At 47.2% G+C, this 12,850-nt stretch carries 11 protein-coding genes; 7 read left to right on the plus strand and 4 right to left on the minus strand.

What is annotated here, in order from left to right; translation table 11 throughout:
* The first annotated feature begins 79 nt into the window (after nt 1-79).
* From V7051_RS04235 to V7051_RS04265, 7 genes are all read left to right on the plus strand, one after another.
* Nucleotides 80-442, plus strand: coding sequence for a hypothetical protein (locus V7051_RS04235; protein ID WP_333873783.1), 363 nt, complete (start codon nt 80-82; stop codon nt 440-442).
* A gap of 112 nt (nt 443-554) precedes the next feature.
* Entirely contained in the window at nt 555-2,978 is a 2,424-nt protein-coding gene (locus V7051_RS04240) for a DUF5906 domain-containing protein (RefSeq protein ID WP_333873784.1), read from the plus strand.
* A 515-nt stretch (nt 2,979-3,493) separates the two neighbouring features.
* The gene (locus V7051_RS04245; RefSeq protein WP_333873785.1) at nt 3,494-4,303 is read left to right on the plus strand and encodes a DEAD/DEAH box helicase; all 810 of its coding nucleotides are present in this window, start codon (nt 3,494-3,496) and stop codon (nt 4,301-4,303) included.
* A 214-nt stretch (nt 4,304-4,517) separates the two neighbouring features.
* A complete protein-coding gene (locus V7051_RS04250) occupies nt 4,518-4,763 on the plus strand; it encodes a hypothetical protein (protein WP_333873786.1) in 246 nt (81 codons plus the stop codon).
* Nucleotides 4,764-4,836: 73 nt separating this feature from the next.
* A complete protein-coding gene (locus V7051_RS04255) occupies nt 4,837-5,271 on the plus strand; it encodes a hypothetical protein (protein WP_333873787.1) in 435 nt (144 codons plus the stop codon).
* A 6-nt stretch (nt 5,272-5,277) separates the two neighbouring features.
* Complete coding sequence (locus V7051_RS04260) at nt 5,278-5,754, plus strand: hypothetical protein (RefSeq protein ID WP_333873788.1); 477 nt, start codon at nt 5,278-5,280, stop codon at nt 5,752-5,754.
* Nucleotides 5,755-6,041: 287 nt separating this feature from the next.
* Nucleotides 6,042-6,404: a hypothetical protein gene (locus V7051_RS04265; RefSeq protein ID WP_333873789.1), complete on the plus strand. Its 363-nt coding sequence runs from the start codon at nt 6,042-6,044 to the stop codon at nt 6,402-6,404.
* A gap of 1,272 nt (nt 6,405-7,676) precedes the next feature.
* Here the strand turns inward: V7051_RS04265 and V7051_RS04270 are convergent.
* The 4 genes from V7051_RS04270 to V7051_RS04285 form a co-directional block, all read right to left on the minus strand.
* Complete coding sequence (locus tag V7051_RS04270; protein WP_333873790.1) at nt 7,677-8,111, minus strand: hypothetical protein; 435 nt, start codon at nt 8,109-8,111, stop codon at nt 7,677-7,679.
* Nucleotides 8,112-8,115: 4 nt separating this feature from the next.
* Nucleotides 8,116-9,042 (minus strand): zinc dependent phospholipase C family protein, encoded by a 927-nt coding sequence (locus V7051_RS04275; protein ID WP_333873791.1) that lies wholly within the window; start codon nt 9,040-9,042, stop codon nt 8,116-8,118.
* Nucleotides 9,043-9,189: 147 nt separating this feature from the next.
* A complete protein-coding gene (locus V7051_RS04280; RefSeq protein WP_333873792.1) occupies nt 9,190-10,518 on the minus strand; it encodes a cytochrome P450 in 1,329 nt (442 codons plus the stop codon).
* Nucleotides 10,519-10,659: 141 nt separating this feature from the next.
* Nucleotides 10,660-12,447, minus strand: coding sequence for a di-heme-cytochrome C peroxidase (locus V7051_RS04285; protein ID WP_333873793.1), 1,788 nt, complete (start codon nt 12,445-12,447; stop codon nt 10,660-10,662).
* Nucleotides 12,448-12,850: the final 403 nt, after the last annotated feature.

Raw genomic sequence — 12,850 nt, forward strand, 5'->3', positions numbered from 1 at the left:
AAAAGGTAGCCAAATAAGAAATACGGTAACTAATTTACGTAATTAAACACTAGGTAGCATTGTCAGCCTGAACCGGCGTATGTACTTAGCTGGGGCCGAAAATGAGGCAAATCGCGATGATGCTTATTACTCGATGCTAGATGTTATGGCGCTGTTTCAGAATAGCCGAGCCATTACCCGAGCCTGGATGGATGCGGCCGTGATAAAGGGCAGCGGCGAAGCAAATGACACGACGATCAATGCTGATACCCTGGCTGGAATTGATCAGATAACAACCCACGCTATCGATATGTTGTCGTCATTTACTAATGTGTTGTCCGGTAACGAGCCTATGGCCATCGGCCAGATCATAGGTACGTTCGACGCGATTACATCGGCCCTTGCCAGCATTGAGGCCGTTATTGATGGAAGCAGTCAGGGGCGGAAAGAACAACAGGCATAAAAAAACCGACGACTGCCCCCAATCAATCGCCGGTTTTTTCGCAATACTTTTCCTCAAAAGCGCGGTTACTATAACCGATGGAGAAAAGTATTGCATCCGGCAAGGACGACGAATGCAAAACAAAAATAAAAGTTTTAGCGCAATTGAGCAGTTTTGCGCCGCTGGACTGTATCTGGTGCCTATTCCACAGGTCGGCGGCAAACCGACCAAAGCCCCACGCGCTAAGGGATGGAATCAGCCTAAAGACTTGAGTAATCCGGGTGGCTATTCTGCCAATGCCGATGACTTTAAACACTGCGAGGGCTTTAATTTCGGCCTGTACCACGGCGCAAGCTGTACGCTGGCGCTTGACCTGGATAATGTGGCGCTGGCCAGCAAGGTTTTTGAAGAGGTTGCCAATATTCGGCTTTCAGACTTGTTAGAGGATGTCGATAGGGCCGAAATCAGAAGCCCTAAAGCGAATCGCGCCAAGGTGTTATTCAACTTGCCAACGTTTACCAAGGATTTGGGAGTGCGGCAGCTCAAACATGCTGGTGAGATGGTTCTTGAATTTCGTTGCGGCAATTGCCAAGACGTGATTCACGGACAGCATCCGGAAGGTGGTGAATACCAATTTATCGGCAATCCTGCCGCAATCCCTCCAATCCCTGATGTGCTTATGGATATGCTCCAACACTGGGAGGCATGGAAGCCTTGTTTTGATTCCGCGCTGGGCATTGCAGCCAAGCCGCCGAAAATCCAAGCGCGCAAACCTCAACAAGGCCAAAAACTAACCGGCTGGCGTAATCCAATCGATGAATTCAATCAGGCGAACAGTTGCGCGTCCTACCTGATGAGTAGGGACTATAAGCCGTTCGGCACCGATAGATTTATCAGGCCGGGTAGCGCATCAAGAGCGCCGGGCGTTGCGATTTTGCGCGGTTGTGCCGATGGTATTGAGCGGGTTTATTCTCATGGCGGCGATGCGCTGAATGATGGATTCGCCCATGATGCGTGGGATTGTTACCGGCTACTCGAATGCGCCGGCGATTTTTCACAAGCCCTGAACTGGAGCCCGGAGATAACCCGGCACAACCAGCGGCTGTTTATGTCCGAAAAAGCCGGTACCGGAAAAAGTAAAGCGCAGACGGCTGAAGAGGCGGGGAATAACAATCCGCTGGCTGCCGATCAGTCCGAAGCACAGGAAACCGGGACGCAAAATGCCAAAGCCGTGGCGGAACCCGCCGGCGGGAATACTCCAGAACCGGCCAAAGCAAAGCCGCTGAAAGAATACGCAAGAAACCTGCCCGGCGGAACGGTGTTAGATGATGCAGACATCGAGATACTGCAACGGCTCAATGAATCCTATACGCATACCGTCCTGGGCGGAAAAAACATCATTGTTGGGCAGCGGACTTGCCAGGTCCAGGGCAGCGTGTTCACTTTCGAGGCCCCGGCCGAGTTCAAGAAAAAATTTCTTCATATGCGCTTGATTGGCGTGGGCGACAAAAAGAAAAATCAAGGCCAAGCATGGCTTGAATGGCCTGATAAAAATTACATGCCGAACGGTACCGGGTTTTATCCTGACCCGAAAAAATGCCCTGACGGGGTATTTAATCTTTACCGTGGCTTGCAAAAGAAACCGGTTGAGGGTGATTGTTCCCTTTATTTGAATCATTTGAAATACATTATTTGCGCCGGCGATGAAATATCCTACAGCTACCTGATCGGCTGGATGGCTCATTTATTCCAACGGCCTGATGAAAAGCCCAGCGTTGCAATCGTTTTGAAATCAGTTGAGGGGACCGGCAAAGGCACGACGGCGGAGCCGTTGCTGATGATATTGGGTTCTCATGGTAGTAAAACCAACGGCGCTTATGCTTTTGCCGATGAGGTCGATTTGACCGATAAGCATGTGGCTGACCGCCTGAAAAGTATTATTTCAGAAACTTCAGTCAATCTTGAGCGCAAGGGACTGGAAATCGAGCCTCTGCCGAATTATTGCCGGCTGATTTTTGCCAGCAATCACACCCGCGTTTTAAACGCCGGCATCCGGGAGCGACGCTATTTGGTGCTTGAACCTTCCGACGTAAAAGCGCAGGACTCTGCTTATTTCCGTGAGTTATGGGGCTGGATCCATGACGGCGGCGCGGCCAAGCTGCTGTACTACCTTCTTAATGTCGATATTTCTGGTTTTGATCCTTACAAATGCCCACAAACTAAGGCGTTGATTGCCGAGAAATTGGCGAACCTGAGCGGCGTTAACCGGTTCTTTTATAACGAAATCATGCGCCCCGAACCGTTCGGCGGCAAAGCCCGAATTTATGCCTATGAGTTGATTGATGATTTTGTGGCATGGAGCAGTGATGACGAGGACAAAATCAGTAAACCCGCCGCGCGGAATCTCATCGGTCGGATGATGGCTAAGCTCAACATAGACGTTATGGGGCGTTCCGACAGGGATGGCGGGAAATATTACGACTTGCCGAGCCGTGGTGAGTTGGTACAGCTTTTCGCCAAATTGTTGGATGTGCCGGTTTCGGAGCTGGAGCTATGATTTTTTTGTTAACCGGGCTGATGTGCTGTACCAACTGTACCAGCTTTCTACAAGCTACGGCGCACAAGGGTTTAAGGTGGTACAGCAAATATTTTACTTAACTGTACCGAACTGTACCAACTGTACCAGATTGAGGTTTTCTTGAATAAATAGGCGGGAAATGGGGCTAATTTGCTGTACCACTTTTTAGGGCAGCTAAAACGCCCTTAGGCCATGAATGACGGAGGATGCAGCGCTTGGTACAGTTAATTTTCGGGTTTTTCGCTAAAAATAATGAACTGTACCAGCTCTAGGCCACGAATGGCGCGCCCTGTAGCAGGCTGGTACAGTTGGTATAGTTAAAACGGCGTTTTTTTAGTTATTTTTTCTGAAAATTAATAACTATAGAATCAATAGCTTATGCAGGAGAAATTTATAAAAAACGTAAAAACACGAAAAACACAAAATAACTGTACCAATTTTTTACGAACCCCAAAGGCGCGTGTGTAATTTATGAGCAAAGGTAGGGCGCAACTATGAAAGCAACACTATCAGACCGGCTTTATTTAACCGGGTTGAGCGACGAACAAACCGACCAAATCAAGCAAGCGCTGACTTTTCGCAATCCGAAATATGACGAGGCGCAACAGCTTGGCCGGTCTACTTTGGCTATACCTGCAAACCTGGGATTGTTCGAGGACACTTGCCAAGGCTTGGCTATTCCAAGAGGGCACACTTCAGACTGGTTAAATCATTGTGAGATTCAGGACGACCGCAACAGCCGCCCGGTGCGGATCGAAACCAGCATTGAACCACGGCCCTATCAAGAGCGTGTCATTCAATTGGCTATCGATAATGGTGGAGGCGTGATTATTGTCCCGACTGGTGCCGTCAAGACAACGATGGGCATTGAGCTTGCCGCGCGTTTAGGCGAGCGTTGTTTGATTCTGGTGAAGTCGATAGATCTGGCCAAACAATGGCAAGCCGCCATAAAGCGCTTTACCGGCCTTGACTGCGGCTTGATCGGCGGCGGCAAGTGCCAGGAAGGGGAAGTGTTCACCGTAGGGTTAACACAAACATTGGTCAAGCATGAAAGCAGTCTTAATTACGGCTTGGTCATTATGGACGACTGCCACAACATCCCGGCGGCGCAGGCTTACATAGTGATCAACCGTCAAAAAGCAAAATACCGGTTCGGGCTATCGACAACCTTGCAGCGCCGTGACAACCTGGAATTTATGGTTCATGCGGCATTGGGACCGATCATGGCCGAAGTTAAAGCGGGCGAGGTAGGCGCTACGACTATTTCCAGGCAAGTCTACGGCGTTTGTGTTGGATGTTGTTGACGGGCGTCCATTCGGTTTGTCGGCGTTTAACAAGCGGTCGGCGATTTATCGTCAGCAGTGGGGCGAGGTGCGTGGCAGTCTGGGGAGGACTGTCGGTTATTAGGGAGAGCAAGGAGGGTAATCTATCGGACGATGGGGTTCAAAGCACCGGTGCCGGATGGCATCACTTAATCAATTTATTAAAGACGGATGATTCTGTCTAGCAGAGGTATGTATGAACGAAAAAGAACGAGCATTATTGAATTTTGGCAGAAGGATGAAGACCATCCTTGATAAAGCGAAGCAAGGTAAGTCGGCTGATTTTGCCAGCATCAAACAGGATCTGGCATGGTTAAAACAGGATTACAACCAGGAATTGGGCGGCCTTGAGATGTGCGATCCGGATGTGGCTCAGTTCGGCGCGGTGTTAAGAGATGCCGAGTCTCTCATTAGCAAAGCGGACCCGACGACTTACCTGTAACGGGGCGTTTTTTTGTGCTGCGTCTTGATTGATGCAGCACGATTTTTATCATTTTAATTAAGCGAGTTTCATCATGACAGCAATAAATCCTAGTGACTATTTTAAGCGTAAAGCCGATGTCAGCAATTTGAAAAAGGCCATTACCGATCAGCAGGCCGAGATTGAGAGTTTGCGCCGCCGGCTTTCCGAAACACAAACCCATGTCAACGACATCAACGCCAAGCTGGCGATCGAGGAGCGGGAACTGTCGAGGCCGGGCGCCTTTTCAAAAGTCACGCTGTCGAAAGAGCAGTTCAATGATCATAAACCGGGGAGTCGCTATTTTTGCGAAAGCTTTTATGGGCCTCCCAGCCCAACAAGCGGCAAAAATTACGCGACCGCTAATGCCTGCGGCTGCCCCAGCCGTCCTGGTCACTCGATCGCTACCCAACAAGGGGTAGCTCACATGCTCTCCAATGACTCGACGCGATTTCGGAAAGCCTGCATTTTCACTTCGCAAGCTGCGTGAAAACACATGCACTATCGCTTCTGGGGACTACTCGACTCCTGTCTCGCAGCGCGCGCAGTGGCTGAGATGGAAACCGAAGTAACGGTTTTAACCGAAGCCATATCTACGCGGAACAGAGACCTTACGAGGCTGAAAAATGATTTGGGTAATAAGAGCCGTAAGTTCAAATATCTTAGACAGCAAACTACGGAAGCGTTAGCCGATCAGGTGGCCAAGCAGATTTTTGAATTGGCTGGCGAGCCGCTTAAGAACCTGATACATGCCATGGTGGCATCTGAAGCCAAGCACTACGGTAATTCAACTTCTGCTCAAGAACTATTTCTAGCCAAGCTGGGGCGGCGGTTCCGGGATTCGCTCACACAAGACCACGCTGAGGGAGGCGCTAAAACGCCGGAGTGGTTGCCCGGTGTACAGGTGGCCATTCAACACGTTGAAGGTCAATTACATCAAATTTATTTAGCTGAACAAGCCCATGACAGTTAAGCACGATCAAAACGGCAAGTGGTCGGTCCAGGTCGCCCGCAAGGGGATTCCTCGCGTCAGGCGTGGCGGCTTTAAATCGAAAGAGGCTGCCGAGCTGTTCGAGCGAGAATACTTGACTCAGCATCGGGTTAGATGCAAGCAGCACATGGACGTGCCAAGTATAAGCATTCAAACGGCAGGCTCGTCGGTAACGGTATCCGCTCTTTCAGGGGATCCGCTTACTGTACAGGTCTATTGTTCTCCAAGGGGCTGATGAGCCAAACACTTTAACGAACAAGGAACATTGCATGAATAACAGAGAAAAAGGCTTTATCGATTATCCGAAACCGGATGTCGTGTATATCGATGTCGACGGCACATTGCTGGTTGATGATTCGGTTAATCATCAATTAGTGAGCTGGGCCAGGCGACAACACAACGAGGGCAAGCAGCTCATCGTGTGGAGCGCGCGCGGGGCCGATAACGCCAGACGTGCGGTTGAACTGTGCGGTATCGGTGACATCGTGTCGCGTACGCTTTCCAAGCCTGGTTATGTTGTTGACGACCTGGGGCATCGGTTCACTCAATACATGGAGGTGATCCACGTTAACGACATCAATAGCAATGCTCAGGATTGCAAACCGGCTGGTGTATTTGTTGGTTCTATATGAACGTCAGTGACAAACGTTAAAGCCCCATAACATTTCCTCCATCCCGAAAAGCCGGAAAATCACCGGCTTTTTCGGGTCACATTACACCTTAAATAGGGTGTATTTGAACACCCCTATTCCTACGTAAAAATTCGTTTGCCCGTCAGATTGATGCACTATATTGGCGCATCAACAAGCCGCTTAAAATTCCCAAACTTTTCATGCTCTGCATGCCGCGCCACTCCTGTGGGGAGCAAGCGCACTCCTCCTTGCCCGCGCGGTTTTTGCACAAAAATAGTGCATTGAAATAATAACTGCATTTTCACAACGCATTAATTTAGGTGTTTTCTTTTGATTAAGCGATTGAAATACCTTGTTTTTATGATCGTTTGCAGCGCCGATTTTTACTCAATCAGGGCGATGCGCATATTTCGTAAATTGTAATGATTTGCCATAAAGTGAAATTAAATGACAATAAAAATACATTTTTTTATGGCAAAAATAAAGTCAAGCTATTGTTTTATAGTGCTTTTCACTGAAAATGAAAAGTAATTTCTATTTTTCACTGAATGTCTATTGTTGGCTGCAAGCCGCTAGAAATAAGCAATCGGCTAAAAACAAAATGGCAAATATTGGCGGTTTTTACAAAGCGATATTCATGATTTTCAAATTAGGTACGCGATAATAAATAGTCAATATATTAACGATATGAAGAAGCTTTTCATGATCTTGGACAACGAAGTTTTTTATGGCAAAGTATGGGTTACATTGCATTGATGACGGTATTTATGACGGTACACAAAAAAATAAAAATTCATAAATATAATAAAAACAATACATTAATCAATCTATTCAATACCGGCCCTCGTACCAAACATTAGTACAGAGCCGTGCAAAGAACTATGAAAACCCGCAAGCCGCAAGGCTTAGCGGGTTTTTTATTGACCATCGAAGTGAAGTACAAGGAAATACAGTAACTTTCGACTAATACAAAAAGCTACTGGATCGCGCCAAAAAAATAACAAAAGTTTTGTAAGGCTTTTTTCTCTTTCAAAAACTCCTTAAATTAATCGCTTTGTAATTCGACAAACTTACCATGAACGCAATTGATCGATAATATAAGATCCATTCACGCTGAGTTTGTCGAATACTTTGCTTTTACTTGAATTCCCCAATTACGCAAAAAGGAGCTGTACGATTTATCGTTACGGAGAAGTTATACGAACTTTTGATGACATGAGATAATTGATGCGTAGATAGGTAATGAATACAAACAGTATTTAAATCACCTTATTACTGCGGATCTGCTCCTTCAACATCGCAACTTTGCTTAACAAGCAAGGTAAACTCACAAGGTGCAACATGGGTTGCTTGGCGATCCAGGCGGGCGGAACAACCGGCGTCTTCCATAATCGCCCTACCGCCGTCTTTAGTGCACAGCAACAATACTGCATACGATTTTTGATACTGTACTTTCAGTAAATAAGGCTCAAATTCAGGGGCCAACAAACGAGGATCATGGCGAGTTGCATTTTGTAAAATGGCAGCATCACTGTCGATAGGCGCCTCGGCTAGATCGGCAAAATAGGTATCTACCGCTGAACTCAGATTTACCATTTTGGTAGACAAACGGCCCCGCTCTTTGGCATCGGGAGCTGCGGCAATGGGAGAGGCACAAGCTCCCACAAGCAAAGCGGTGACAAGACTAATAAATAGGCGGTGTTTCATAACATCAGCTCCAATAAATCATGTGGTTGTTTTCATCAATACCTGTATCCAAACTCCAGCTCGTCAAGGTATCCAGTGGAGACTCTCGGTTTTGCAGAGCCAACGCCAGCCAACCCCATAATTCCAGTATATTGTTTAAAGCTTTTTTGAATAGCTCCTCAAAATCCATAACGCTGCCGCCTGGAACATTAAGACCATAAATATATTGAGGTTCGGGAGCTACCGGATAAACCAAACCCTGATTGGAGGCTACGTGGCGGGCAAAAGCAAATAATACGTTGCCGCTTTCACCTAGCTTCATCATGCGACGCATAGCCCTATGCCAGTCGTGTACCTTGGGCGCTTTAAGATTGGAATCAAGACCAGAATAAACGCCGGTCAACAGATCTTGCCACAGTAGAGCTACATCCGAATCCATACGATCCTCGTTGTTTATATCGGAGCTATCGTCCACATTGGTGGATATTTGCCTATTGAACTCAAGCGCCCCCATATTGAGTCGGCCATGCGCATAAACATCCTGCGACATTTCACAACGCCGATGTTCGGTTTTATTTTGCTCGTAGGGCCCCACTTTCAGATTGACGACAGGATGTATAGTGCCATCCGTAGCAACATGCGCAGCAAAACCGAACAGCCAAGCCATACATTTTTGGCGCACATTGTCATCCTTGATGTTACGTACTTTGGCAACCCCATTACGTAATAACACTACCGTGTGCCCTTTGTGCATGGCATCGGCCCAAGCACTGGAATTACTGTCCAGTACATCAAGATATGGATAATCGGGCGCTACCGCTCCGACGATACAAAACTTTTTCCAATATCCCAAGGCTCGCTTGGCGTCATTGTGCAATAAGCCCTCACGACGATTGCGACCTTCTTCGATCGCCAACTGCGCCAAGGTAATGTGGGTATATCCACCGGACATAATATTTGTCTCCTTAATTACGTGATAACCAGTTTGATCATTGTATGTTTCTCACTCGGCATTGCTTTTAATCCTAAGTTTTATTTTCCCAACATGATTTACAACGTTCTCGGCATCTTCATGAAGCTTCAATAGTGGTCCAAACAACTATTTACCCCAAGCAAGATCGTATTGTTCGGGGAAAGGACCGGATTTGTAATCAATGCTGCCAATCGCCTTAATGCCGTGTCTTAATAACACTTGGCGAACCATCTCCGGAATTAATACCATGCCAACATATTTACCGAGACATTCATGGCTGCCGAATCCGAAATGGAAATAGTGATACCAGTTGCGTTCAGCAATGAATTCATCGGGTGATTCAAATGCTTTAGGATCGAACATCGCGGACTGGGTCAGCGTCAGTACGATGGTTCCAGCACTAATAGTTGTTGTATGCGCCGTGCCCTTGGCAACGGTATATTCGCTGGCTGTTTTACGGAACATGTAGGGGGCGATGGGCACAAACCTCAGGGCCTCCCAAACTATGTTATCGAAAGCCTTTGGATCATCCATTTTCGCGGCATCGACAGCCTTGGAAAGTAATTCAGGCCGCTCCAGCAAAAATTGAATGACCTGAGAGACAGCTTGAGAAGTGGTCTCGATAGCACCGATCAACAAGCCGCCTGCATTGACACCCAAGCGTTTGATGTCGAAATCTACGGCATGTGGATAAGTGGAACGCAACATTCTGGAAACGATGTCGTCGTTCAGTTTTTTATCGGTCTGGCTGGACTGACCCAGCAATTTTTTCAATAAGCATAAAGGCGTCAGCAAGGTGCTTAACGCTTGCTTTACCTTGGATACCGGCAAGCGGCGTAGAATCAAACCCGCTATGTATTTACCCAATTTATCCGAAACTTCTTTTTGATGGTCAGAGACGCTTTTGGCTAACTCCTCAGGAAGAAGGTCGAAAGATTGGTTATGAAACGTGTTGTACTGATTCCAGTAGGACCATTCGATCAAGTCTTTGCGGTCTGCACCTGTCAAGCCGAAATAGTCCTGTACCAAAGTCGCTGGCACCATTCGACAGAAATCGTTTACCACTTCGATTTGCCCATTGGCTTTATCGAGTATCTCTTTGCCGATATTGGCGACCATCGCCCTAACCTGCGGTAAATCGTCGCGATTCAGTAAGCCCATCATGATGGATTTCTCACGAGTATGCAGCGCATCGTCGTCATGAGCCATCAAGTAATCAGCCATCTTCGCGACATAAAGTTCAACGGTGAATACCTTAGGCATATTCAATACATCGGTAACATCATCGAATAATGCCAATAAGGTACATTCAGGCGTGACGAGTATCGGCCGCTTTTCGCGCAATTCCTTAAAAAATGGCCGTGGTTCGCTATACATCCATCCCCGAACCAGCGGATATTTATCTTCATCGGCAGCCGCGTCGTACTGTTCTAAATAATTAGTCGTATTGCTCATGATTGTCCCCTTTTAAATACTTCATTTCGGCAGCCACTTCCCACTTGGGCAATCTGGAAACACTGGAAACGAAGTGTACGTTGTCACTATAAATAACGGGACGGTCCATAATCCCATCCCATTACTCAATAGTTGCCGGAATTACAAGCTTTTTAGATATTCAAGAAGAGCTTTCTTCTCTGCATCAGTAAAACTGGTTCCGTAATCGTGACCACAACGGCTATTGCCGGAGTCTCTATTAGCACAATCCGTAGTTTTCAAAATAAAGTTGAACTTGGTTTGCTCTGACGCCAATCCAACCTTATCCACGTCATACGCCGGGCCGATTTTGAATTCTGCAACCCGTTTTTCAGAGGGTGTCAATAACTCAGCCAAAGACTGCACCGATCCGTTATGCAGATATGGCGCAACAGCCCAAATTCCTTGAAGTACGCGAGATTCATACGGATAGGAAGGCGTAGCAGGCGTTTTTAATGGGAAAGTTTCCTTGAGATCGTCCAAACTGCTTAAGTCGTCCATATCTTCGAGCTTATCGCTTTCCGTTTTAAACGCCGATTTCAACCGATCAAGTTTACTTAGCAATTTCTGGTCTTTTGCGCTGAGTTCGACCGGAAGGTAATGCTGAATAATAGATCCGCCTACGACAGTTCCCAAAACCGAAAACGCCGAATCGACAGCTTTAAGCGCTGGTTTTTCCGGAAAAATCACTGCACCTTCAAGTACGCCGGTTTTGACCTGAGAACCTAGCAGGTTGACTTCTCTGGAATCCGTACCAACGTCCAGAATAGGCGTAGCCCAAGTTTCGTGAGTAAAAGAGCGCATTTTGCCTTTCTTAATAGCGTGGCAATCGGCGCAGCTTTCATTGTCTTCGGCAGGATCTTTCTTGTAGAACACTTTTTCACCTTCGGCAGCAAGAGCTTTGTCCAACTTCCAAGGCCATTTTGGCGGGCCGATCTTCTTGATCAAGCTTTCCAGCTTATTCAGTCCATGGAAGTTGGCCGAGTTGTTTTCCACATAGTTGATTTTAAGTAATCTCGAATCGTCCTTTTTGGGGTGGAGAACCGCGAATACGCCGAAAACCTCGCCAATATTTCTGGATAGTCCCAGTATACGGTTGCCGTTTGGAGCAAAACCGGGCCACTGGGTAATATCTTGGATAGGCGCATTCCAGACAAACGGATAACGGGCTGGTGCGTCGGCACGTTTGATGTTCTCAGGAATCATGTAAGAAGGAGCAGGTCCAATATCAAGTCCGGATACCCGATTAAAGATCATCGATACGGCATCGAGTCGAGATGGGCCCCAAGGGGATTCGGTCGGCAACGAACCTTTTACGATCGTATCATAGGGCAGGAACCAAGTCGCAACATCGGCGCGCAATCTTTCTTCGTCCTGCTTCTTGGAAAATGGGCCGAGTATGGCGCGGGCGAACTCCTTAAAGGCGGCGGGGTCAACCAGTATGTTATTGACCGCCTTGTCGAGATCACCCATAAAGCCTTGCATATCGGTGATGGCTGGGCCTCCGTCAAGCCTGTAGGAAGTGTCGGAAACTTCGATTTGGCGAGTATGACAGGCGGAACAAGTCATGCCGATGAATTTCTCGCCATTCTCTTTAGCGGCAATAAAGCCGACCGGAAGACCTGGCTCCGGGCTCTTGGGATTAGGCAGATAACCATAGCGGCCAAGACTGTCGGCCATGAAAGGAGTACCGTCCGCCTGTTTCAAAGCTTTAATCCATTTCAACGGCATGATTCTCGAGCCTTGATCCTGGATATAGAACCTTTCCCGGTTGGAATCACTCCATTTTTTTCCTTGATCGGCCAACACGGGCGACGTAGCGGCTGTCGATGACAGCGGTGCAAGCATAGCCATCGTGAGAACCGTGCCCACCAAACACCGGATACTCAATACAAATTCAATTTTTTTCATTATCTCTTCCTCAAAATTTACAAAAACATTTTGACTGCCTGCCATTAGCCATCTTCGCAACGTGCGACTAAAAGGTACCCACCCCAGAGGAACACTAGTTGAAAATCTAAGCAGTTTATTTATTAGGCTTAACAAATACCGCATCATCCGACATCAATCGAAACACGTGCAAGGCGGCACGGATATGTCTTGCCTTTTGTTATAAGCTAAGCCGTTTGTTATCAGCGATTGCACTGTGCAATATGACAAGACAGCATACATTCTATATGCTGAACTGCGCCGCCGGTTAAAACCGGCACTATTCCGGCGGGACACTGTAGCTTAAACAAAAAACGATGTATGCAAGCCAAGGATTATTTAGTTGTAAGCATTTTGCTCATCATAAAAATTCCTCAGCAAATGC

This window comes from Methylobacter sp., from assembly GCF_036845245.1.
Lineage (GTDB): Bacteria > Pseudomonadota > Gammaproteobacteria > Methylococcales > Methylomonadaceae > Methylobacter_A.

Bases quoted from the DNA above. Each gene is read 5' to 3' on its own strand.
- V7051_RS04235 (WP_333873783.1), top strand. From the start codon at position 80: ATGTACTTAGCTGGGGCCGAAAATGAGGCAAATCGCGATGATGCTTAT.
- V7051_RS04240 (WP_333873784.1), top strand. From the start codon at position 555: ATGCAAAACAAAAATAAAAGTTTTAGCGCAATTGAGCAGTTTTGCGCC.
- V7051_RS04245 (WP_333873785.1), top strand. From the start codon at position 3,494: ATGAAAGCAACACTATCAGACCGGCTTTATTTAACCGGGTTGAGCGAC.
- V7051_RS04250 (WP_333873786.1), top strand. From the start codon at position 4,518: ATGAACGAAAAAGAACGAGCATTATTGAATTTTGGCAGAAGGATGAAG.
- V7051_RS04255 (WP_333873787.1), top strand. From the start codon at position 4,837: ATGACAGCAATAAATCCTAGTGACTATTTTAAGCGTAAAGCCGATGTC.
- V7051_RS04260 (WP_333873788.1), top strand. From the start codon at position 5,278: ATGCACTATCGCTTCTGGGGACTACTCGACTCCTGTCTCGCAGCGCGC.
- V7051_RS04265 (WP_333873789.1), top strand. From the start codon at position 6,042: ATGAATAACAGAGAAAAAGGCTTTATCGATTATCCGAAACCGGATGTC.
- V7051_RS04270 (WP_333873790.1), bottom strand. From the start codon at position 8,111: ATGAAACACCGCCTATTTATTAGTCTTGTCACCGCTTTGCTTGTGGGA.
- V7051_RS04275 (WP_333873791.1), bottom strand. From the start codon at position 9,042: ATGTCCGGTGGATATACCCACATTACCTTGGCGCAGTTGGCGATCGAA.
- V7051_RS04280 (WP_333873792.1), bottom strand. From the start codon at position 10,518: ATGAGCAATACGACTAATTATTTAGAACAGTACGACGCGGCTGCCGAT.
- V7051_RS04285 (WP_333873793.1), bottom strand. From the start codon at position 12,447: ATGAAAAAAATTGAATTTGTATTGAGTATCCGGTGTTTGGTGGGCACG.